Raw genomic sequence first — 20,389 nt, 5'->3', positions numbered from 1 at the left:
TGCCTGCTTAGTGTTGCAGGATCTTGCTGAGGAAGTGTTGGGTGCGTTCGTGGCGGCCTTCGGGGTTGCCGAAGAAGTCTTCCTTCTGGCAGTCCTCGATGATGTTACCCTTGTCCATGAAGATCACCCGGTTGGCGACCTTGCGCGCGAAGCCCATCTCGTGGGTCACGCACATCATGGTCATGCCTTCGTGGGCCAGCTCGACCATCACGTCCAGTACTTCGTTGACCATTTCCGGGTCCAGCGCCGATGTCGGTTCGTCGAACAGCATGACGATCGGGTCCATCGACAGGGCGCGGGCGATCGCCACGCGCTGCTGCTGGCCACCGGACAGCTGGCCGGGGTGCTTCTTGGCGTGGGCGCCGAGGCCCACGCGGTCAAGCAGGGCCAGGCCCTTCTTGGTGGCTTCCGCCTCGCTGCGGCCGAGCACCTTGCGCTGGGCGATGGTCAGGTTCTCGGTGATCGACAGGTGCGGGAACAGCTCGAAGTGCTGGAACACCATGCCGACCCGCGAACGCAGCTTGGGCAGGTTGGTCTTCGGGTCGGCGATGGAGGTGCCGTCGACCACGATGTCGCCTTTCTGGAACGGCTCCAGCGCGTTGACGCACTTGATCAGGGTCGACTTGCCCGAGCCGGACGGACCGCAGACCACCACCACTTCACCCTTCTTGACCTCGGTGCTGCAGTCGGTCAGTACCTGGAAGTCCCCGTACCACTTGTTGACGTTCTTGATGGAAATCATACGGTGATCCTTTTTTGCAGGCGCTTGACCAGCCAGGAAGCGGAGAAGCTGATGAGGAAGTAGACGACACCGGCGAAGATCAGGAACTCATGGGAGCGTCCGATGATGTCGCCGTTGGAGCGGGCCGAGTTGAGGAAGTCGATCAGGCCGACGGTGTAGACCAGCGAGGTGTCCTGGAACAGGATGATGCTCTGTTGCAGCAGCAGCGGGGTCATCTTGCGAAACGCCTGGGGCAGGATGATCAGGCGCATGCATTGCCCGTAGCTCATGCCCAGCGCCTGCGCGGCGCCCATCTGGCCCTTGGAGATCGACTGCACGCCGGCGCGGACGATTTCGCAGAAGTAGGCCGCCTCGAACATCATGAAGGCCACGACGCAGGAGGTGAACGCACCCACCGGGGTGTCTTCGCCGGTGATCCAGCGCAGCACGAACGGCACCGCCAGGTAGAACCAGGTGATCACCAGCAGTAGCGGGATGGAGCGGAAGTAGTTGACGTAGGTGCCGGCGATATTGGCCAGCAGCTTGTTCGACGACAGGCGCATCAGGGCGAGGATGGTACCCAGGGCAATGCCGCCGACCACGCCCATGACCATCAGTTGCAGGGTCAGGACCATGCCGTCCCAGAGGGCGGGCAGGGCCGGGATGATTTCACTGAAATCCATGTCCATTTACTTGCCTCCCACGGAAATCAGGCCCGGTACCGCGACTTTCTTCTCGACCATGCGCATGAGCAGCATCAGGCCCATGTTCAGGGTGAAGTAGATCAGGGTGGCCAGGGTGAATGCTTCGAACAGGTTCGCGGAGAACTCGGCGGTCTGCTTGGTCTGCGCCAGCAGCTCCATCAGGCCGATCAGCGAGGCCACCGAGGAGTTCTTGAACACGTTCAAAAATTCCGAGGTGAGCGGCGGAATGATGATCCGGTAGGCCTGCGGCAGCAGCACGTTCATGTAGATCTGCGGCAGGCTGAAGCCCATCGCGCGCCCGGCCGACTCCTGGCCGCGGGGCAGCGCCTGGATGCCGGTACGCACCTGCTCGCAGACACGGGCGGCGGTGAACAGGCCGAGGCAGATGACCACGCTGATCAGCGCCGAGGTGGTCGGGTTGAGGTCTTGCTTGAACCATTCCTGCAGGCCTTCGGGCAGCAGGTCCGGTACCAGGAAGTACCAGATGAACAGCTGCACCAGCAGCGGCACGTTGCGGAACAGCTCGACGTAGGCGGTGGCAATCCCTGACACCAGACGATTGGGTACGGTACGCATCACGCCGAGCAGCGAGCCCAGCAGCAAGGCGATGATCCAGGCGGAGATGGCGATGGCGATGGTCCAGCCCAGGCCGGTGACGTACCAGTCCAGATAGGTTTCGCTGCCCACGCCGGTGGACTTGAAGAACACGCCCCAGTCCCAGTTGTAATTCATCGGGATTTCCCCTCAGACGGTTGTTTCACGGGCACCTCGATACATCCGGGGGCGTTCGACGCCCTCGGATGTAAAGGTTAGACACTAACTAAGTGGCCTGTTGGATGGATTCGCGCGGATGCGCTTCAGGCCACTATTTGCCGGAGGTCAGGACTTCTTCTCGTCCGCCGCCTTGTCGGTCGGCTCGGCGATCAGCTTCTTCAGCTCGTCGCTCATCGGGAACTGCAGGTTCAGGCCCTTTGGCGGAATCGGCTGCTGGAACCACTTGTCGTAGCTCTTGTTGACGTCACCCGACTTGAAGTAGGCGACGATGGCCTCGTCGACCGCTTTCTTGAAGGCCGGGTCGTCCTTGCGCACCATGCAGCCGTAGATTTCGTACGACTGTGGCGTGCCGGTGATGACCCAGTCGGCAGGCTTCTTGGCCTTGGCCATTTCACCGGCCAGCAGTGCGTCGTCCATCATGAAGGCCACGGCGCGGCCGCTTTCGAGCATGTTGAAGGCTTCACCGTGGTCCTTGGCGGAGATCACGTTCATCTTCATCTGCTTGTCGGCGTTCATCGCCTTGAGGATGCGCTCGGAGGTGGTGCCGGCGGTGGTCACCACGTTCTTGCCGGCCAGGTCGGCAAAGTCTTTATAGGAGGGCTGGCCATCCTTGACCTTGGTCAGCAGGCGGGTGCCGACTTCGAAGATGCCCACCGAGAAGCCGACCTGCTGCTGGCGCTCGACGTTGTTGGTGGTGGAACCGCACTCAAGGTCGACGGTGCCATTCTGCACCAGCGGGATACGGGTCTGCGAAGTGACCAGGTTGTACTTGACCTTGATGTCGGTGCCCAGTTGCTTCTTCAGGGCTTCGACGACGGCCAGCTGGATGTCATGGGAGTAGCCCACTGGTTCCGGTTTGCCGGCCAGGTAGGAGAACGGAATGGAGGAGTCGCGATGGCCCAGGGTGATGGTGCCGGAGTCCTTGATCTTCTTCAGGGTGCCGGTCAGTTCTTCGGCCATGACGGGCGACGAAATGACGGCTGCCGCGATGGCGGCGCCCAGCAATTGACGAACGATGCGCATCAAATTTTCCTCGACGTGTTTGTTTTTCTTATGGAGCCGTTGGCGGACTCTTTCGTTCAACGAATACAGCATGAAGCGTGGTGCATTCGGCGTTCAAGTGTAGAGCATGAGTCGTGCCAAGCCCCAACCTTGATCATAACGCCGCGAAAATACTGGGGATTACTCTTTGTTGAAGGTTTTTAGGTGTCATTTGATGTCCGTCAAACCGAACGCGTTGCGAGCTGGCGTTCGGAAATCCGAATGAGTGCTGGCGCGATCCGTAACTATCTACCGACACCGTAGGCATGGGCGCTGGCCAACTAGGGCTTTCCCCCCCTCAGATGAAGCCCCCATGAGTGTTCACGAGATACCCCCAGACTCCATTGATGCATTGATAGCCAAGCAACTTCCGGCTTGGATGCGAACTGCCGCGATAGATCGCCTGGCGGCACTGCAGCGCGCGTTCGAGGCGCAACAGAGTAGCGCGCAGAAGATACATGAGCTGCTGGCACCAGTGCCTGCGCTCGATGAGTTTGCAGAACCCTTGCTTAAGCAGGCGTTGCTCAAGCAATACAAGCTCGATGTCGATGTGCGTACCAACAGGGTGCGGATTGCACAGAAGGTGTATTTACCCAGCCTGATCAATTCGGCGGTCAAGCCGAGCTACCGGCATGTGTCCAGTCGAGAATTACTGACGGCGGCCCTTCACAACTATACGGAAAGGGAAACACATGCCGACCTGGGGACCGAAGCGAAGTTGCTCGATGCCAACCAAAAGCGCCTGGCGCTCCCTTTCACTCAATTCGCCCAGCTCTGTCGCAGCCTGGATATCGGAGGCCAGTACCAGGCCCTTTTGAAAAGCCGTTTGCAGCCAAGCGATTCGATATTGCTGTCGGCAGTGCATGCGCAGCTTGAAGAGGACTTGCGAGCACGTTTCGAGGTTGCCGTGCGTAGCGCGATGCTGGAGGCACACATCGATGAGCGCTCGTACCTGCAGGTGTTACCACTCTGTTCACCACAACCTATCGTTCCTGGCGATACGGCTGTTATGACGTGTCGACAACTGAGCGTGCTGGGCAAGCGTGTGGAAGGGGTGGTGACCCTTGAAGTGCGGGAGCAGGCCGGCGGCCCCGTCGCTGGTGTCATCAGCTGGATTCCGGGCGACCCGGTTCAGCCCGTCCAGCGTCATGTGTCCTGGGCAGCTTTGTACGAGACGTTGGCGGGGCGGCTTCGGCAGGTGCCCTTCGCCGAGTTCTTCATGCGCTTTATTCGCGAACGGGAAAGGCCATCATTCACCAGTGCCCTGAACAAGCAGCGGGTGGGCGCCGACAACGGCAAGTCGATCGAGCTCGATGGCCGTCATGCCGCTGTCGAAGGCACATTGTTCGTTTACTTGCGTCGCCTGCGTATCGAGAAGACTCTCGATGATGCACGCGTGCTTGCGGTGCCGACCGGCGATGAGGACAGTGCGCTGCGCAGGGAGCGTTTCGACCTGTACATTGAGACTGGGCTGAGTGTGTTGAATCTTGCAGGGTTGTTCGTGCCGGTGCTGGGGCAGGTGATGCTTGGGGTGGCGGCGGTGCAGGTTGCCAACGAGGTATACGAGGGGTATGAAGCCTGGAAGCTGGGTGATCGCCAGGCTGCTTTGCAGCACTTGTTCGGGGTTGCCGAGAACGTCGCCGTGGGCGCTCTCATTGCCGCAGGAGGGGTCGCCGTGGGCAAGGTGCTGGAGCGTGCGCCCTTTGTCGATGGACTGGCGCCGCTAGTGACTGATGCGGGGCACCTGAAATTGCACCATCAGACTCCGGCGCATGAGTGGAGTGGCGCAGGGTTGTTGATGCGCCAGTTGGGCGGCGAGTTGGGTAATGTCACCGACGAGCAGGCTGCCAGGCTGGTCGAGAGCACGGGGTTTGGAGAAGAGCATCTGCGCTTCTTGCATCTGGAGCAGGCACCGCCACCTGCGCGCCTGCTGGATGCCTGGGAACGTTATCAGGTTCACGAAGCCTTTCCCACGCTACGAGATGATGCCCTCGAGGCGCAAGTCCGCTCCAGGCAGGCATCCGACTCGCCGCATGCGCTGCTGCTGAAACGGGATTTCCCTGGCTTGAGCCAGCGCAGCGCGAAAGAAATCGTAGAGCAGGCCAGCTCGGCGCAACTCGCGGATATGCTCAACAAGCAGCGAGTGCCCTTGAATCTCGCCGAGCAAGCACATTGGTGCCTGCGCGACAGTCGGGTGGACAGGGCCATTGCCGGCCTTCATCAAGCCAACGCGGCCAATCAGGACACCGAGCGTCTGGCGCTGGGGTTGATCGACCAATTGGCGCCTTGGGCCGAGACGTTGCGTGTGGAAGTTCGGGAAGGCTCCATCCAGGGCAAGGCCCGCGTCGGGATCGGGAGGGAGGCTGCAGTCGCACAAAGCACGCTTTGCCTGGCTCGTGGCGAACAGGGTTATCTCGTCGAAAACGGCGAGGGTCTCCCATTGGCACAGGCATCGGTTCAGGACGGTCTGGTCCAGGCCCTGCTGCTGACACTCGAACCCTCGCAAAAGCTGCTGCTGGGGGGCGCGGCACTCGATGAGCAGGCATTGATCGAAAAGCTGGCGTCGTCCGCCAGCGCTCAGCGGACGCTGTCCGCCACCTTGATCGGGCAGGCGCCGGTTGGCGAGGGCATTCGCCCTCCCGTGCGCTTTGCCGACGGGCGAGTGGGGTATCCGTTGAATGTGCGCGTGACCAGCAGCCGGGAGGCGAGTCGGCGAGGCATTCAGCAGATCTACCCCACCCTCGGCAGGGAGCAACTGGAGCGCTACATGGAGGACCTGCTGGCCAAGCGCGTGGATCCGTGGTTGCACTACAACCGCTTGAGACGTCATCTGGCGCGTCTGCGGGAAGCCTTGCAAGCCTGGCAGGGAGCGGGGCGTGGAGTGCTGGACAGGCACCGACGCCAGCGCGTGGTCAATGCCTTGCGCCGCTGCTGGCGGCGCAAGAGCTCGACCCTTGGTGACGGTGGTCATTGGCTGTTGATCCGGGGCGAGCATGTCGGCAGTCTGCCAAGCCTGCCGACGGGCGTAATGTTCGACCATGTCACACGCCTGACCTTGCGAGACATGGACCTTACCTGGCTTGATGCGGATTTCCTCGCATGCTTCCCTGAATTGCAGGAGCTTGACCTTCGGTACAACCAGCTCACCGAAATTCCGGCGGGCATTGAGCAACTGGTTTCGCTCCGTTACTTGCGCTTGGGTCATAACCAGATTGTCATGAGCACTGCGGGCAACCGGCGCCTGCTGGCGTTACTCAACTTGCGAACGCTTGATCTGGGCCACAACCCGCTGGGCTATGCGCCTGATGTGGATGGGTTGCGCCACCTGCGTCATCTTTCGCTGAACTCGACTGAGCTGGACGCGCTGCCCGAGCGGGTCGAGCAACTGCCCTGGCAAGGTATCGCCGATTTGCGCAACAACAGCATCCAGCATGTGCGCCAGGATCTGCACAACCTGCAACTGCGCCTGCGGCGGATGGTGCTGCACGACAACCCGTTGGATGAAACCAGTCAGGCGTTGGTGAACCTGGCTGCGCATGAGCCCCACAATCTGCGTCCGGTTGATCATCAGTTGATCGACAGTGCTGCGCGGGAACGGTGGCTGGCGGGCAGTGCGGGCAAGCTGCGTAGCCGACGTGAAGCCCAGTGGCTGAGGTTGCGTGAAGAACCTGATTCGACGGATCTGTTCCAGTTCATTGCGGATTTTGCAGAAACTTCCGACTTTCGCGAGCATGCCGATTTCTATCGAAGACGAATCTGGCGGATGCTGGACGCCTGTGATCGAAACACCGAACTGCGTACGATCCTGTTCACCCAGGCCGGTGGGGAGCGCACCTGCGAAGATCGTCTGCTTCTGGTACTCAGCGAGCTGGAAACCACGCTCTACGTGGAACGCCTGGCGGCGGGGCAGAATCTTGCCGAGCGTGAAGCGGCCCTGATGAAAGCGGGCCAGGGGCTGTATCGCCTGGACGAGGTCAACACCATTGCCGCAAGAAAGGTCGAGGTGCTTGAGCGCAAGGGCGGTGAAGTTGATCCTGTCGAGGTCTACCTGGCCTATCGGACGCATCTCGCCGAAGCATTGGCGCTTCCAGGTCAGCCAGATGGCATGTACTACATGATGGATTCCAGGGTGACCTCGGGCGACCTGAACACGGCGATGCTTCAGATACTGCGGGAGGAGACGCCCGAAAGACTGAGTGCCGCCTTGGCGCAGCGATCGTTTTGGGACCGCTATGTACACGTTCGTTATCCCGAGCAGGTCGATGCCCTGGTTGCTGCGCTTGACGAGCAGCTCACCCATGCCGAGATGCTCTCCGAGCAGATGTATCTGATCCAGTCCGAGGCGTTGCGGGCGAAGTACGAAAAGTCCTTGCAGGCTCTGCGCCTGACGCTGGCGCAGGAAGCCTACACACGCTTCCTGCAGCCTGCCGTGGTTACCGAGGCCTGATCAGGCGGCTTGGCCCCGGGCCTGATTCAGTCGCGCCTGTTGCAGGTACTCCTCGAGTGCCTGCTGCTCGGCGGTCGAGGTAAACAGGCCGAGCTTGGTCCGGCGCCAGAGGATGTCGGCGGCATCGACCGCCCATTCCTGTTCGCGCAGGTAGTCCACTTCACGGCTGAACAGGCCACCGCCGATGGATTGCCCCAGGCCTTCTGGGCCTTCCACGCTTTCGAGCAGGCGCCATACGCGGCTACCGTAGGTGACGGCCCAGCGCTTGGCGATGTCCACCGGCAACCAGTCATGGCGTGCCAGCACGGCATCGACCAGCGCCTGGACGGTAGTCATGCTTTCGCCGCCCGGCAGCGGTGCGCCGGCAGTCCAGCTACCACGCATCTGGGTGAAGAATGGCTGCAACTCGGCCATGGCCGACTCGGCCAGCTTGCGGTAGGTGGTCAGTTTGCCGCCGAACACCGACAGCAATGGTGCCTCACCTTGGGCTGCAGACAGCGCCAGGGTGTAGTCGCGGGTCACGGCCGACGGGTTGTCCGACTCGTCGTTGCACAGCGGGCGCACGCCGGAATAGGTATGCAGGATGTCAGCACGGCTGAGCTGATGGTTGAAGTGCTCGTTGACCACCTTGAGCAGGTAGTCGGTTTCCTGATCGGTGATTGCCACTTTGGCCGGGTCGCCGCTGTATTCGCGGTCGGTGGTGCCGATCAGGGTGAAGCGGTCCAGGTAAGGGATGCAGAAGACGATGCGCTGGTCTTCGTTCTGCAGGATATAGGCGTGCTCGCCTTCGTACAGGCGCGGCACGATCAGGTGGCTGCCCTGGATCAGGCGGATGCCGTACGGCGCGTCGAGCTTGAGATCGTCCTTGATGAAACTGGCGACCCAGGGGCCGGCCGCGTTCACCAGTGCCTTGGCGCGGATGCTCTGCAGGCTGCCGTCGGCATGCTGCAGTTCTACCTGCCACAGGCCGTCGACGCGCTCGGCGCGCAGGCAGCGGGTGCGGGTGTGGATGTGCGCGCCCTTTTCCCGTGCGGCCATGGCGTTGACTACCACCAGGCGCGCATCGTCCACCGCGCAGTCGGCGTATTCGAAGCCGCGGGTGATGGCCGGCTTGAGCGGGTAGCCCGGGCCGAAGCGCAGGCCGCGCGAGGCGCCCAGGCGCTTGCGCTTGCCCAGGTGGTCATAGAGGAACAGGCCGGCGCGGATCATCCAGGCCGGGCGCAGGTGCGGGCGATGGGGCAGCACGAAGCGCATGGGTTTGACGATGTGCGGCGCCTTGGCCAGCAGGACTTCGCGCTCGGCCAGTGCTTCGCGCACCAGGCGGAACTCGTAGTGCTCCAGGTAGCGCAGGCCGCCGTGGATCAGCTTGCTGCTGGCCGAGGAGGTGTGTTGGGCCAGGTCGTCCTTTTCGCAAAGGAACACCTTCAGGCCGCGCCCGGCGGCATCGGCAGCGATACCGACGCCATTGATGCCACCGCCGATCACGGCGAGGTCGTAGCAGTCCTGGAGCGGTGGCTGGGACGAAACGGGCTGGGACACGGGCAAGGCCTCCTGGGGCTGTTCACATCGAATATGAACATTGATGTTCGTTTTCGAAAATACTAGCGCAATGAACAGGCGGCTGCCAGTCAGTCTTTATAGAAAAAACTGATCGGATGACAGGGAAATGAACATTTGTGAAAAAGAGAGAGGTGAACTGTTGGAAATTTTCAGGCGAGTGAGATCGAGCGCCGCGCGGGCGGCGCTCGATCACAAGGGATGAGCCATGCGCCCCACGGGCACTGTTTCAAACCACCTCAAGACGAATCTTGTACTGGTTTAGCAGTTGAGTCAGGGCAGGAGAGGGGGCCTGATCCGTCACCAGGCAGTCGATCAGGCTGATCGAACCGAGGCGGACCATGGCATTGCGACCGAACTTGCTCGAGTCCGCCGCCAGCAGCACCTGGCGGGCGTTGGCAATGATCGCCTGGGATACCCGCACCTCCTGGTAGTCGAAGTCCAGCAGGCTACCGTCCTCGTCGATACCGCTGATACCGACCACGGCGAAATCGACCTTGAACTGGTTGATGAAGTCGACGCTCGCCTGGCCGACCACGCCACCGTCGCGACGAACCGTGCCGCCGGCCACCAGCACCTCGAAATCGTCCTTGGCCGCCAGGATCGCCGCCACATGCAGGTTGTTGGTGATGACCTTCAGGTGGTTGTGGTTGAGCAGGGCGCGGGCGATGGATTCGGTGGTGGTGCCAATGTTGATGAACAGCGAGGCATGGTCGGGAATCTGCCGGGCCACGGCTTCGGCGATGCGCTGCTTTTCGTCGCGCATCTGGTCGGCGCGCATGGCGTAGGCGGTGTTCTCGATGCTCGAGTCGTAGGCCGCGCCACCGTGATAACGGCGCAGCAGGTTGACCTCGGCGAGCTGGTTGATATCGCGGCGGATGGTCTGCGGGGTGACGACGAACAGCTGCGCCATCTCCTCGATGCTGACGTAGCCGCGTTCGCGGACGAGCTCAAGGATTTGTTGTTGGCGTGGGGGCAGATTCATGGGCGGTCCTTTGGGGCAGCCGGACAAATTCTGCAATGATGCCGTAGGAAGGGGATGACGACCAGTAGGCCTTTGGTCAACTGGGGCTGCGCAGCAGCCCCGGCATTCCTCAATCAGGCGTCGTGATCTTCCCAGTCACGGGTGCGATCGACAGCCTTGCGCCAGCCCTTGTACAGCTTCTCTTTCGCCGCTTCATCCAGCTGCGGGCTGAACTCGCGCTCGATGATCGCCTTGTCGCGCAGCTCTTCCAGGCCGCTCCAGAAACCGCAGGCCAGGCCTGCCAGGTAGGCCGCGCCCAGCGCCGTGGTCTCGCGCATTTTCGGGCGCTCGACGCAGGTGCCGAGAATGTCGGCCTGGAACTGCATGAGGAAGTTGTTGGCCACCGCGCCACCGTCCACCCGCAGTTCGCTCAGGCGCTGGCCGCAGTCCTGCTGCATGGCGTCGAGCACGTCGCGGGTCTGGTAGGCGATCGATTCCAGGGCGGCGCGGATGATGTGATCGACCTTGACGCCACGGGTCAGGCCGAACAATGCGCCGCGGGCGTACGGATCCCAGTAGGGTGCGCCCAGGCCGGTGAAGGCTGGTACCAGGTAGACGCCGTTGCTGTCCTTGACCTTGCTGGCGAAGTATTCGGTGTCGTAGGCGTCGTTGACGATCTTCAGTTCGTCGCGCAGCCACTGCACGGTGGAGCCGCCATTGAACACTGCGCCTTCGAGGGCGTAGGCCACCTCGCCGCGTGGGCCGCAGGCGATGGTGGTGAGCAGGCCGTGGGACGACTGGACCGCCTTGTCGCCGGTGTTCATCAGCAGGAAGCAGCCGGTGCCGTAGGTGTTCTTGGCCTGGCCTGGCTCCACGCACATCTGGCCAAACAGCGCCGACTGTTGATCGCCAGCGATACCGGCGATGTCGATGCCGCTCTTGGTCTTGCCATAGACTTCGGACGATGGGCGTACCTCAGGCAGCATCTGACGCGGAATGCCGAGGATATCGAGCAGTTTCTCGTCCCACTGCAGCGTATGGATGTTGAACATCAGCGTACGCGAGGCGTTGGTGTAGTCGGTGACATGCACCTTGCCGCCGGAGAATTTCCAGATCAGCCAGGTATCGATGGTGCCGAACAGCAGCTCGCCACGTTCGGCGCGTTCGCGGGCGCCTTCGACATTGTCGAGGATCCACTTGAGCTTGGTGCCGGAGAAGTACGGGTCGGTGACCAGGCCGGTGGCCTCGCGGATGTACTGCTCATGGCCGTCGCGCTTGAGCTGGGCGCAGATGTCAGTGCTGCGGCGGCATTGCCAGACGATGGCGTTGTACACCGGGCGGCCGGTTTCCTTGTCCCAGACGACGGTGGTCTCACGCTGGTTGGTGATGCCGATGGCGGCGACCTGGGCGTGGCTGATGCCGGCCTGGGCCAGGGCCTCGACCATGGTCGCGCTCTGGGTGGCGAAGATTTCCATCGGGTCGTGTTCGACCCAGCCCGCCTGCGGGTAGTGCTGGGCGAATTCACGCTGCGAGGTGCCCACCACGTTGGCGTCGCGATCGAAGATGATGGCGCGCGAACTGGTGGTGCCCTGGTCCAGGGCGATGATGTAGTTCTTGTCCAGGGTATCGGTCATGTTGGTGGCCTTGCACGAATATGGGAGTAGGTCAGGGCGTGGCGGGCGCCGGCCTTGTGGTCCGGGCCCGGCGCGGGCATCAGGAAACCTGGGTATCGCCCTGAGGATTATCGTCTGTCTGTTGGGCCGCGGCCTGGGTGGTCGGCAAGTTGCGGGCGATCAGCCCCCGGTACAGGGCCGCGCCCAGGCAGGCACCGAGGATCGGCGCGAACACTGGCACCAGGAAATACGGAATATCGCGCCCGCCGGTGAAGGCGACTTCGCCCCAGCCGGCCAGGAAGGTCATCAGTTTAGGCCCGAAATCCCGCGCCGGGTTCATCGCGAAGCCGGTCAGCGGGCCCATGGCGCTGCCGATCACGGCGATCAGCAGGCCGATCAGCAGGGGGGCGGTGGCGCCGCGTGGCAGACCGTTGTTGTCGTCGGTGAGCGCCATGATCACGGCCATCAGGATGGCGGTGATGATCACTTCGACCAGGAAGGCCTGGCCGGTGGACAGCGCCGGGTGCGGGTAGGTGGAAAACACCGAGGCCAACTCCAGGCTGGCCTGGCTGCCACGGACCATGGCGTGGCTTTGTTCGAAATCGAAGAACAGGTTGCTGTACAGGAAGTACACCAGGGCGGCGCCGCAGAACGCGCCGCACACCTGGGCCAGCATGTAGAACGGCAGCTTGCGCTTGTCGAAACCGGCGAACACGGCCAGGGCGATGCTGACCGCCGGGTTCAGGTGCGCGCCGGAGACACCGGCGGTCAGGTAGATCGCCATGCTCACGCCGACCCCCCAGATGATGCTGATCTCCCACAGGCCGAAGCTGGCGCCGGCGACCTTGAGCGCGGCGACACAACCGGTGCCGAAGAAGATGAGCAGGGCGGTGCCGAGAAACTCGGCCAGGCATTGGGCGGATAACGTGGGTTCGCGTAGAGCAGTTGTCATGTGTGACCTCGGTTCTTGTTGTTGTGAGGCGCTGGGCGCTCGACAGCAAAAAAGCCCGGAGTCGATCCCCATTGACGCCGGGCGGGTACAGGAAGCGCACCTTATAGGTGCACCATTTATTCATAAACGAAAAAATATAGACAAGAAACGCTGATGTCAAAGGTCGAAAATGAACGCCTGGCCACAATCTGACTGGCGCACCGGGCCGTGAATCCATGGCCGCTGCTCTAGCCTGGGACCTGCGCTGGCTGCACCGGTGGAATTGCCCTAAAGTACCGGGCGACTTGTGATCGACTGGAGCCGTTGATGACCCCCGCCCTGGACCTCTTGAAGAAGGCGCGCGCCGAGCACCGCGTGCACAGTTATGAACATGATCCGAAAACCGCCTCGTATGGCCTGGAGGCGGCGGAAAAGCTGGGTCTTGACCCGCTGCGGGTGTTCAAGACCCTGCTCGCCAGCAGCGAAAAGGGCGAGCTGCTGGTGGCCGTGGTGCCGGTGGTCGGTACCCTCGACCTCAAGGCGCTGGCCCACGCGGCGGGGGTGAAGAAGTGCGAAATGGCCGATCCGCAGGCCGCCCAGCGCGCCACGGGCTACCTGGTCGGAGGGATCAGCCCGCTGGGGCAGAAGAAGCGCCTGCGCACCTTTATCGATCAATCCGCGCAACAACATGAAACGATTCATGTGAGCGCTGGCCGTCGTGGTCTTGAAGTGGAGCTGGCCGCCGTGGTGCTGGCCACCCATACCCAGGGACAGTTCGCCGAGATTGGTCGCGGCTGATCATCTGTACTGATAGAAATTCCACGACTCTGTCACTGTCGGGCCCTGGCGGCATGCCGCATGCTCGGGACCTTTCCCGCCAGATACAGGAGTCGTGGCATGCAGTTGCATTTTCATCAGGTGGACGCCTTCAGCGACCGTCCCTTCGCTGGCAACCCGGCCATGGTCTACCACCTGGAACAGTGGCTCGACGATGGCTTGATGCAGCAGGTGGCCGCCGAGCACAACCTCGCCGAAACCGCCTTCGTGGTGGCCGAGGGTGATGGCTATCGGATCCGCTGGTTCACCCCGAGCACCGAAGTCCCCCTGTGCGGTCACGCCACCCTGGCCAGCGCCCATGTCCTGTTCGACGTCTACGGTGAGCAGGCGCCGCGCCTGGACTTCCAAAGCCGTTCGGGCCTGCTCAGCGTCAGTCGTGAGAATGATCGCCTGTGGTTGGACTTCCCGCGCATCGACCCGCAGCCGCTGGCCGAGCCAGTGGCGGTAGCCGAGGCGCTGGGGTGCGAGGTGCGCGAGGTCTACCAGACCCGCGAGCTGTTCGTGGTGCTCGACTCGGAGCGGGCGGTACGCGATTGCGCGCCGGACATGGCGGCGCTGGCTCGCCTGCCGGGCTTGGGGGTGATCGTGACGGCTGCGGGTGAGCGACATGATTTCGTATCGCGCTATTTCGCTCCGGGCATCGGCATCCCGGAGGACCCGGTCACCGGTTCCACCCATTGCTCGCTGATCCCTTACTGGGCGGCGCGGCTGGGCAAGCACGAATTGCAGGCCTTCCAGTGTTCGGCCAGGGGTGGTGAGCTGTTCTGTCGTCTGGAAGGGGAGCGGGTGAAGATCGGCGGGATGGCTCGGCGCGTCGCCAGCGGCATATTGATGCTGTGAGGCTCTTGCTGGAGCGGGCTTGCCCGCTCCGCCAAGATCGTTGTCAGACCCAGCGCGTCAATGCGCGGAACTGACGCGCCGCACGCCCTGCTCATGACTGGCCAGCTGCGCGGCGACGCTGCCGGGCACCGCGAACAGCACCAGGTGGTCCGCCGCTACCGCGATACCGACATCCTGGCCGACCTGATGGTCGTTGTGGCTGGGGAAAATCGCCTCGAGATGGCTGCCGGTGGGCAGTTGCAGGCGATACAGCGTCGAGGCGCCGAGGAAGCTCTTGCCGATGATCCGCGCCCGCAACGGGCTGTCAGGGGCATGGATGATGTCATCCGGACGCAGCAGCACGTCCACCGAACTGCCAGGAGCCATGGTGTAGGCACGGTTGCCGCGCAGCTCGCCGAGTTCGGTGGTTACCGCCTCGTGGCTGCTCATCTGGCCGCGAATGAAGTAACCCTGGCCAATGAAGCTGGCGACAAACGGGGTCTGCGGTTCGTGGTAAAGGTTGTAGGGCGTGTCCCACTGTTCCAGGCGACCCTCCTTGAACACGCCGACATGGTCGCTGACGGCAAAGGCTTCCTCCTGGTCGTGGGTGACCAGGATGGCGCTGGTGCCGCGGCTCTTGAGAATGTCGCGCACCTCATGGCTCAGGCGCCGACGCAGCTCCACATCGAGGTTGGAGAACGGCTCGTCGAGCAGCAGCAGCTGCGGCTCGGGCGCGAGTGCCCGGGCCAGGGCCACGCGCTGTTGCTGGCCGCCGGACAGCTCGTGCGGGTAGCGCCCGCCCAGGCCGCCGAGCTTGACCAGCTCGAGCATCTCGTCGACCACCGCCGCCTGGCGCGGGTGCTTGCCGATGCCGAAGGCGATGTTCTGCGCCACGGTGAGGTGGGGGAACAGGGCGTAGTCCTGGAACACCATGCCGATCCGGCGCTTTTCCGGGGCCAGGGTGAACCCGGCGCGGGAAATGACTTCCCCGGCCAGCTGGATCTCGCCGTCGTGCACCGGCTCGAAGCCGGCGATGGCGCGCAGCGTGGTGGTCTTTCCGCAACCGGAGGACCCCAGCAGGCAACCGATGTCGCCTGCGTTCAGGTGCAGGTTGAGGTTCTGGACGATGCGCTGCTCGCCATAGCCGCAGGCGAGGTTGCGCAGGTTGAGCAGTAGCTGTTGACTCATGCGTGGTGGTAAGCCGGTTCTACAAGGAATTCCAGAAGGGCCTTCTGCGCATGCAAGCGGTTTTCAGCTTCGTCCCAGGCGACCGAACGGGGGTCGTCGAGCAGGTCCTGGCTGATTTCCTCGCCACGGTGGGCGGGCAGGCAATGCATGAACAGGGCATCGGGTGCCGCCAGGTCGAGCAGTTCGCGGGTGACCTGGTAAGGCGCGAAATGCGCCAGGCGCCGTGCAGTTTCCTCTTCCTGGCCCATGGAAGTCCAGACATCCGTGGTCACCAGATGAGCGCCGCGCACGGCTTCTTTCGGATCACGGATGATCTGCACACGGTCACCGCCCAGCGCCAGGAAGCGTTGATCAGGCTCGTAGCCTTCAGGGCAGGTGATGCGCAGTTGGAAATCGAACTGCACGGCAGCTTCGATATAGGAGTTGCACATGTTGAAGCCGTCGCCGACCCAGGCCACGGTCTTGCCCTGGATCGCGCCACGGTGCTCGAAGAAGGTCTGCATGTCGGCCAGCAGCTGGCAGGGGTGCGACTCGTCGGAAAGGCCGTTGATGACCGGCACTTTCGAGTTGGCGGCGAATTCGGTCAGGGTGCTGTGGGCGTGGGTGCGGATCATCACCGCGTCGACCATGCTCGACAGCACGATGGCGCTGTCGGCGATCGGCTCGCCGCGGCCCAGCTGGGTGTCGCGCGGCGACAGGAAGATGGCCTGGCCGCCGAGCTGGATCATGCCGGCTTCGAAGGACACCCGGGTGCGGGTCGAGGATTTCTCGAAGATCATGCCCAGCACGCGGTTCTTCAGTGGCTCGAACAGCACGCCTCGTTTGCGCAGGTCCTTCAGCTCGATGCCTCGACGGATCACGCCGAGCAATTCGTCAGCGGTGAAATCCATCAGGGAGAGAAAGTGCCTTGCGCTCATGATTGACTACCTTATCTGCAACGTTCTGCAGGTCGACCGTATGGGTTTTGTTGACAACGGAGGTGACCTGCGGCGTAAGCCGCACGGGGCGGACGGAATAGGGGAAGGCGCAATACTATAATTAAATGTCGCCTAAAACCAAGAGGGGAAACAGCGCCACTGTGTCAAAGGGTGTCGTAAGCCCTTGCCGGCTGGCTGTTTTTTATTTGCTACAGCGGTTGTACACGGCTCGGAGCGTATTTGGCAAACCCGTTGTCGCGAATCGCCCTCCTGATGTCGTCCGATTCACGACGCGAACCTCGCTGGCGAGCCCCGGTCGGCAGGCGCATAGTCGAATCTCGACAATAACAAGGCAGAGGCGGCCATGACCAAGACCCTGCATCACCGAGCCTGTCACCTGTGCGAGGCCATCTGCGGCCTTAACATCGAAGTCACCCACGAAGCCGAGGGCCCGGCGCGGATCAGCTCGATCAAGGGCGACCCGCAGGATCCGTTCAGCCGCGGCCATGTCTGCCCCAAGGCGGTCGCCCTGCAGGACATCCAGGAGGACCCCGACCGCCTGCGCCAGCCCCACCGGCGCATCGGTGACCGGTGGCAGCCGATCGGCTGGGACCAAGCCTTCGCCCTGGCCGCCGAGCGGCTGTGGGCGATCCAGCAGGCCCACGGACGCAACGCGTTCGCCGTGTACCAGGGCAATCCCAGCGTGCACAACTATGGGCTGATGACCCACAGCAACTACTTCCTCGGTTTGCTCAAGACCCGTAATCGCTTCTCGGCGACTTCGGTGGACCAGTTGCCGCAGCACCTGACCAGCCACCTGATGTACGGCCATGGCCTGCTGCTGCCGATTCCGGACATCGACCAGACGCAGTTCATGTTGATCCTGGGGGGCAATCCATTGGCCTCCAATGGCAGCATCATGACCGTGCCGGACGTGGAGAAGCGCCTCAAGGCGCTCAAGGCCAGGGGCGGGCAACTGGTGGTGGTGGATCCGCGACGCAGCGAGACGGCGGCGATGGCCGACCAGCACCTGTTCATTCGCCCCGGTGGCGACGCGGCGTTGCTGTGTGGCTTGCTGCATACGCTGTTCAGCGAGGACCTGGCCCGGGGCTCGCATCTGCCGGTTGCGGGGCTGGAGCAGGTGCGTGAGGCCATCCAGCCGTTCGATGCGTCTGCCATGAGCGCGTTGTGCGGTATTCCGGCCGAGGCGATCCGCCAGCTGGCGCGGGATTTCGCCGCTGCCGACAAGGCGGTGTGCTATGGCCGGATGGGCGTATCGACCCAGGCCTTCGGTTCGTTGTGCCACTGGCTGGTGCAGTTGATCAACCTGGTCACCGGCAATCTTGATCGGGAGGGCGGTGCCCTGTGCACCGCACCTGCGGTCGACCTGGTCGCCAGCACTTCCGGCGGGCATTTCGACCAGTGGCGCAGCCGGGTATCCGGCTTGCCCGAGTATGGCGGCGAGTTGCCGGTCTCGGCCCTGGCCGAAGAGATCCTCGAACCCGGGGAGGGGCAGGTGCGGGCGCTGGTGACCGTGGCGGGTAACCCGGTGTTGTCCACGCCCAACGGGCGACGCCTGGACGACGCCCTGGCCGGCCTCGACTTCATGCTCAGCATCGACTTGTACATCAACGAGACCACGCGCCATGCCGACCTGATCCTGCCGTCGACCTCGGCCCTGGAGAACGATCACTACGATTCCACCTTCAACCTGCTGGCGGTGCGCAACGTTACCCGCTTCAACCGGGCGATCTTGCCCAAGCCCGATGGCGCGCTGCACGACTGGGAGATCTTCGTGGGCCTGGCCAGGGCCTTCGCCGAGCGTGCGCAGGTCGAGCTCAAGGCCACCTTGCCACCGGCACAGATGATCGACTTCGCCCTGCGCAAGGGGCCTTATGGTGATGGGACGCCCTGGAAGCTCTCGTTAGGCGTGTTAGATGCGCATCCCCATGGCCTCGACCTCGGGCCGCTGCGCGCCAACCTTACGACGCGCCTGCGCACGGTCAGCGGCAAGGTCGAGGCGGCCCCAGGAGTACTGCTCGAGGACCTGCGGCGCCTCGCCCGTATGGCCGCGCCTGCGGATGACCAGTTGCTGCTGATCGGCCGTCGACACGTGCGCAGCAACAATTCGTGGATGCACAACTACCATCGGCTGGTCAAAGGCAAGCCGCGCCATCAGTTGCTGATGCATCCGGACGACCTGCGCCGGCGTCAGTTGCAGGACGGCCAGATGGTGCGGGTTCGCTCGCGTACCGGGATGATCGAGGTGACGGTGCAGGCCAGTGAGGAAATGATGCCAGGCGTAGTCAGCCTGCCCCATGGCTACGGTCATGGGCGCCAGGGCGCGCGCTTGAAGGTGGCCGCTGCGCAGCCGGGGGCGAGTGCCAATGACCTGACCGACGAACACCTGCGTGATGGCGTTTCCGGCAATGCAGCCCTCAATGGCGTACCGGTGCAGGTCGAGGCCGCATGAAGCACGGCAAGGCCGAGCATGCTGCTCGGCTTTCCGATACAATGCGTCACCGTGCCGACGACCCTGTCGGAAAGTTCAGCCGAGGTGCTTCATGGATATCATCGATACAATCAAAGAGCAGATTGCCAACAACACCATTCTGCTTTACATGAAAGGTTCGCCGAATGCGCCGCAGTGTGGCTTCTCGGCCAAGGCTTCGCAGGCAGTGATGGGTTGCGGCGAGAAGTTCGCCTACGTCGACATCCTGCAGAACCCGGAAATCCGCGCCAACCTGCCCAAGTACGCCAACTGGCCGACCTTCCCGCAACTGTGGGTGGCCGGTGAACTGGTCGGCGGCAGCGATATCATGCTGGAAATGTTCGAAAAGGGTGAGCTGCAGACCCTGATCAAGGAAGCGGCCGCCAAGGCCAAGGCTTCCGAGGCCTGATCCGGCGCTTGCCGCAGGTAGCAAAAAGCCCCGCCTAGGCGGGGCTTTTTCGTTGCTGGCGAAACTTATTCTTCGCCCATCTGCGACTGCAGGTAGTTCTCGATTGTGATCTTGTCGATCAGGCCCAGCTGGGTTTCCAGCCAATCGATGTGTTCTTCCTGGTCTTCGAGGATGTCTTCGAGTACATCACGCGAGCCGAAGTCGCCGGCGGTTTCGCAGTGGGCGATGGCAGCCTTGAGGTCGGCATGGGCCTTTTTCTCAAGCTTCAGGTCGCAGTCGAGCATCTCCTTGGTGTGCTCGCCGATCATCAGCTTGCCCAGGTCCTGGACGTTGGGGATGCCTTCGAGGAAGAGGATGCGCTTGATCAGTTTGTCAGCGTCCTTCATCGCCTGGATGGACTCTTTGTACTCGAGCTTGCCGATTCTGTTCAGGCCCCAATCTTCATACATGCGCGCGTGCAGGAAGTACTGGTTGATTGCGACCAGCTCGTTTCCGAGGATCTTGTTGAGATGCTGGATGACGCTCACGTCGCCTTTCATGATGGGGTCCTGCCCTGTAGAAGTTGAGCCAATACAGAGAAGTTTGAGCCCGACCTATCCCTATGTCAAACCTAAGTTATTGAATAATAAGTGAAAATTAATCGGAATAAGAATGTTTGTGAACCGCGTTCGAGCGCTAACTTATTGAATTACAGGCATAAAAAAACCGGACACTGGGTCCGGTTCTTCGAATTTGGGGAAATTACGCCGCGTTGAATTCAACGGGGTAGGGCAGGGCGGCCTGCTGGCTCAGTTGCAGTTCGGTGAGGGTTTCGCGCACCACCTGCTTGGCGAGGCAGGCGCACTTGCCGCACTGGCTGGCCACATTGGTGGCGGCTCGCACTTCCTTGTAGCTGCAGCATCCTTCGTAGATCGCATCGCGGATCTGTCCATCGGTGACACCGACACAGAGACACACATACATAAAGGCTGACCGT

17 protein-coding genes are annotated in these 20,389 nt (G+C 62.5%); 5 read left to right on the top strand and 12 right to left on the bottom strand.

Translation table 11 applies throughout. From position 1 onward, the window contains the following. Nucleotides 1-7 precede the first annotated feature (7 nt). The 4 genes from HU735_RS07845 to HU735_RS07830 form a co-directional block, all read right to left on the bottom strand. A complete protein-coding gene (locus HU735_RS07845; RefSeq protein WP_038706667.1) occupies nucleotides 8-742 on the bottom strand; it encodes an amino acid ABC transporter ATP-binding protein in 735 nt (244 codons plus the stop codon). Further along, nucleotides 739-1,410 (bottom strand): ABC transporter permease subunit, encoded by a 672-nt coding sequence (locus HU735_RS07840; RefSeq protein WP_011532506.1) that lies wholly within the window; start codon nucleotides 1,408-1,410, stop codon nucleotides 739-741. Before HU735_RS07840 ends, HU735_RS07845 begins: the two co-directional genes overlap by 4 nt. Further along, on the bottom strand, nucleotides 1,411-2,157 hold the full coding sequence (locus HU735_RS07835; RefSeq protein WP_023629014.1) for an amino acid ABC transporter permease: 747 nt from the start codon (nucleotides 2,155-2,157) through the stop codon (nucleotides 1,411-1,413). It abuts the gene before it with no gap. A 147-nt stretch (nucleotides 2,158-2,304) separates the two neighbouring features. After that, on the bottom strand, nucleotides 2,305-3,222 hold the full coding sequence (locus HU735_RS07830; RefSeq protein WP_186713046.1) for a glutamate/aspartate ABC transporter substrate-binding protein: 918 nt from the start codon (nucleotides 3,220-3,222) through the stop codon (nucleotides 2,305-2,307). Nucleotides 3,223-3,553: 331 nt separating this feature from the next. On the opposite strand from HU735_RS07830, the gene HU735_RS07825 reads away from it, so the two are divergent. Next, nucleotides 3,554-7,687, top strand: coding sequence for an NEL-type E3 ubiquitin ligase domain-containing protein (locus HU735_RS07825; RefSeq protein WP_186713045.1), 4,134 nt, complete (start codon nucleotides 3,554-3,556; stop codon nucleotides 7,685-7,687). Here the strand turns inward: HU735_RS07825 and glpD are convergent, their stop codons facing one another. The 4 genes from glpD to HU735_RS07805 form a co-directional block, all read right to left on the bottom strand. Next, nucleotides 7,688-9,226 carry a glycerol-3-phosphate dehydrogenase gene (gene glpD / locus HU735_RS07820; protein ID WP_186713044.1) on the bottom strand — a complete coding sequence of 513 codons (1,539 nt, stop codon included), beginning with the start codon at nucleotides 9,224-9,226 and terminating at the stop codon, nucleotides 7,688-7,690. 247 nt (nucleotides 9,227-9,473) lie between these two features. After that, nucleotides 9,474-10,229: a DNA-binding transcriptional repressor GlpR gene (glpR, locus tag HU735_RS07815; protein ID WP_186713043.1), complete on the bottom strand. Its 756-nt coding sequence runs from the start codon at nucleotides 10,227-10,229 to the stop codon at nucleotides 9,474-9,476. A 113-nt stretch (nucleotides 10,230-10,342) separates the two neighbouring features. Next, nucleotides 10,343-11,842: a glycerol kinase GlpK gene (glpK, locus tag HU735_RS07810; protein ID WP_186713042.1), complete on the bottom strand. Its 1,500-nt coding sequence runs from the start codon at nucleotides 11,840-11,842 to the stop codon at nucleotides 10,343-10,345. Nucleotides 11,843-11,921: 79 nt separating this feature from the next. Then, a complete protein-coding gene (locus tag HU735_RS07805; protein WP_186713041.1) occupies nucleotides 11,922-12,773 on the bottom strand; it encodes an MIP/aquaporin family protein in 852 nt (283 codons plus the stop codon). Nucleotides 12,774-13,079: 306 nt separating this feature from the next. On the opposite strand from HU735_RS07805, the gene ybaK reads away from it, so the two are divergent. Next, complete coding sequence (gene ybaK / locus HU735_RS07800; protein ID WP_050704020.1) at nucleotides 13,080-13,550, top strand: Cys-tRNA(Pro) deacylase; 471 nt, start codon at nucleotides 13,080-13,082, stop codon at nucleotides 13,548-13,550. A 99-nt stretch (nucleotides 13,551-13,649) separates the two neighbouring features. Beyond that, a complete protein-coding gene (locus HU735_RS07795) occupies nucleotides 13,650-14,429 on the top strand; it encodes a PhzF family phenazine biosynthesis protein (protein WP_186713040.1) in 780 nt (259 codons plus the stop codon). A 57-nt stretch (nucleotides 14,430-14,486) separates the two neighbouring features. Here HU735_RS07795 and HU735_RS07790 read toward each other — a convergent pair whose 3' ends face one another. Together HU735_RS07790 and argF are read right to left on the bottom strand one after the other, a co-directional pair. Next, a complete protein-coding gene (locus tag HU735_RS07790; protein WP_186713039.1) occupies nucleotides 14,487-15,596 on the bottom strand; it encodes an ABC transporter ATP-binding protein in 1,110 nt (369 codons plus the stop codon). Further along, nucleotides 15,593-16,513 (bottom strand): ornithine carbamoyltransferase, encoded by a 921-nt coding sequence (argF, locus tag HU735_RS07785; protein WP_050704023.1) that lies wholly within the window; start codon nucleotides 16,511-16,513, stop codon nucleotides 15,593-15,595. The genes HU735_RS07790 and argF overlap by 4 nt, the downstream gene beginning before the upstream one ends. Before the next feature lie 364 nt (nucleotides 16,514-16,877). Between argF and HU735_RS07780 the strand changes: the two genes are divergently transcribed. Both HU735_RS07780 and grxD read left to right on the top strand, forming a co-directional pair. Beyond that, entirely contained in the window at nucleotides 16,878-18,986 is a 2,109-nt protein-coding gene (locus HU735_RS07780) for a molybdopterin oxidoreductase family protein (protein WP_186713038.1), read from the top strand. Between the two features lie 91 nt (nucleotides 18,987-19,077). Then, nucleotides 19,078-19,413, top strand: a complete 336-nt coding sequence (gene grxD, locus HU735_RS07775) for a Grx4 family monothiol glutaredoxin (protein ID WP_016713741.1) — start codon at nucleotides 19,078-19,080, stop codon at nucleotides 19,411-19,413. 65 nt (nucleotides 19,414-19,478) lie between these two features. Here the strand turns inward: grxD and bfr are convergent, their stop codons facing one another. Together bfr and HU735_RS07765 are read right to left on the bottom strand one after the other, a co-directional pair. Then, nucleotides 19,479-19,952, bottom strand: a complete 474-nt coding sequence (bfr, locus tag HU735_RS07770; RefSeq protein WP_028690081.1) for a bacterioferritin — start codon at nucleotides 19,950-19,952, stop codon at nucleotides 19,479-19,481. A gap of 202 nt (nucleotides 19,953-20,154) precedes the next feature. Continuing rightward, a complete protein-coding gene (locus tag HU735_RS07765; RefSeq protein WP_046854452.1) occupies nucleotides 20,155-20,376 on the bottom strand; it encodes a bacterioferritin-associated ferredoxin in 222 nt (73 codons plus the stop codon). Nucleotides 20,377-20,389 lie beyond the last annotated feature (13 nt).

It is taken from the genome of Pseudomonas sp. BW16M2, assembly GCF_014268865.1.
GTDB classification, from domain to species: Bacteria; Pseudomonadota; Gammaproteobacteria; order Pseudomonadales; family Pseudomonadaceae; genus Aquipseudomonas; species Aquipseudomonas peradeniyensis.
Note: the sequence above shows the minus strand (reverse complement) of the source record. Positions and strands in the feature narration are given on the sequence as shown.

Coding starts and splice junctions, on each gene's coding strand:
- HU735_RS07845 (WP_038706667.1), bottom strand. CDS start 742: ATGATTTCCATCAAGAACGTCAACAAGTGGTACGGGGACTTCCAGGTA.
- HU735_RS07840 (WP_011532506.1), bottom strand. CDS start 1,410: ATGGACATGGATTTCAGTGAAATCATCCCGGCCCTGCCCGCCCTCTGG.
- HU735_RS07835 (WP_023629014.1), bottom strand. CDS start 2,157: ATGAATTACAACTGGGACTGGGGCGTGTTCTTCAAGTCCACCGGCGTG.
- HU735_RS07830 (WP_186713046.1), bottom strand. CDS start 3,222: ATGCGCATCGTTCGTCAATTGCTGGGCGCCGCCATCGCGGCAGCCGTC.
- HU735_RS07825 (WP_186713045.1), top strand. CDS start 3,554: ATGAGTGTTCACGAGATACCCCCAGACTCCATTGATGCATTGATAGCC.
- glpR (WP_186713043.1), bottom strand. CDS start 10,229: ATGAATCTGCCCCCACGCCAACAACAAATCCTTGAGCTCGTCCGCGAA.
- glpK (WP_186713042.1), bottom strand. CDS start 11,842: ATGACCGATACCCTGGACAAGAACTACATCATCGCCCTGGACCAGGGC.
- HU735_RS07805 (WP_186713041.1), bottom strand. CDS start 12,773: ATGACAACTGCTCTACGCGAACCCACGTTATCCGCCCAATGCCTGGCC.
- ybaK (WP_050704020.1), top strand. CDS start 13,080: ATGACCCCCGCCCTGGACCTCTTGAAGAAGGCGCGCGCCGAGCACCGC.
- HU735_RS07795 (WP_186713040.1), top strand. CDS start 13,650: ATGCAGTTGCATTTTCATCAGGTGGACGCCTTCAGCGACCGTCCCTTC.
- HU735_RS07790 (WP_186713039.1), bottom strand. CDS start 15,596: ATGAGTCAACAGCTACTGCTCAACCTGCGCAACCTCGCCTGCGGCTAT.
- argF (WP_050704023.1), bottom strand. CDS start 16,513: ATGAGCGCAAGGCACTTTCTCTCCCTGATGGATTTCACCGCTGACGAA.
- HU735_RS07780 (WP_186713038.1), top strand. CDS start 16,878: ATGACCAAGACCCTGCATCACCGAGCCTGTCACCTGTGCGAGGCCATC.
- grxD (WP_016713741.1), top strand. CDS start 19,078: ATGGATATCATCGATACAATCAAAGAGCAGATTGCCAACAACACCATT.
- bfr (WP_028690081.1), bottom strand. CDS start 19,952: ATGAAAGGCGACGTGAGCGTCATCCAGCATCTCAACAAGATCCTCGGA.
- HU735_RS07765 (WP_046854452.1), bottom strand. CDS start 20,376: ATGTATGTGTGTCTCTGTGTCGGTGTCACCGATGGACAGATCCGCGAT.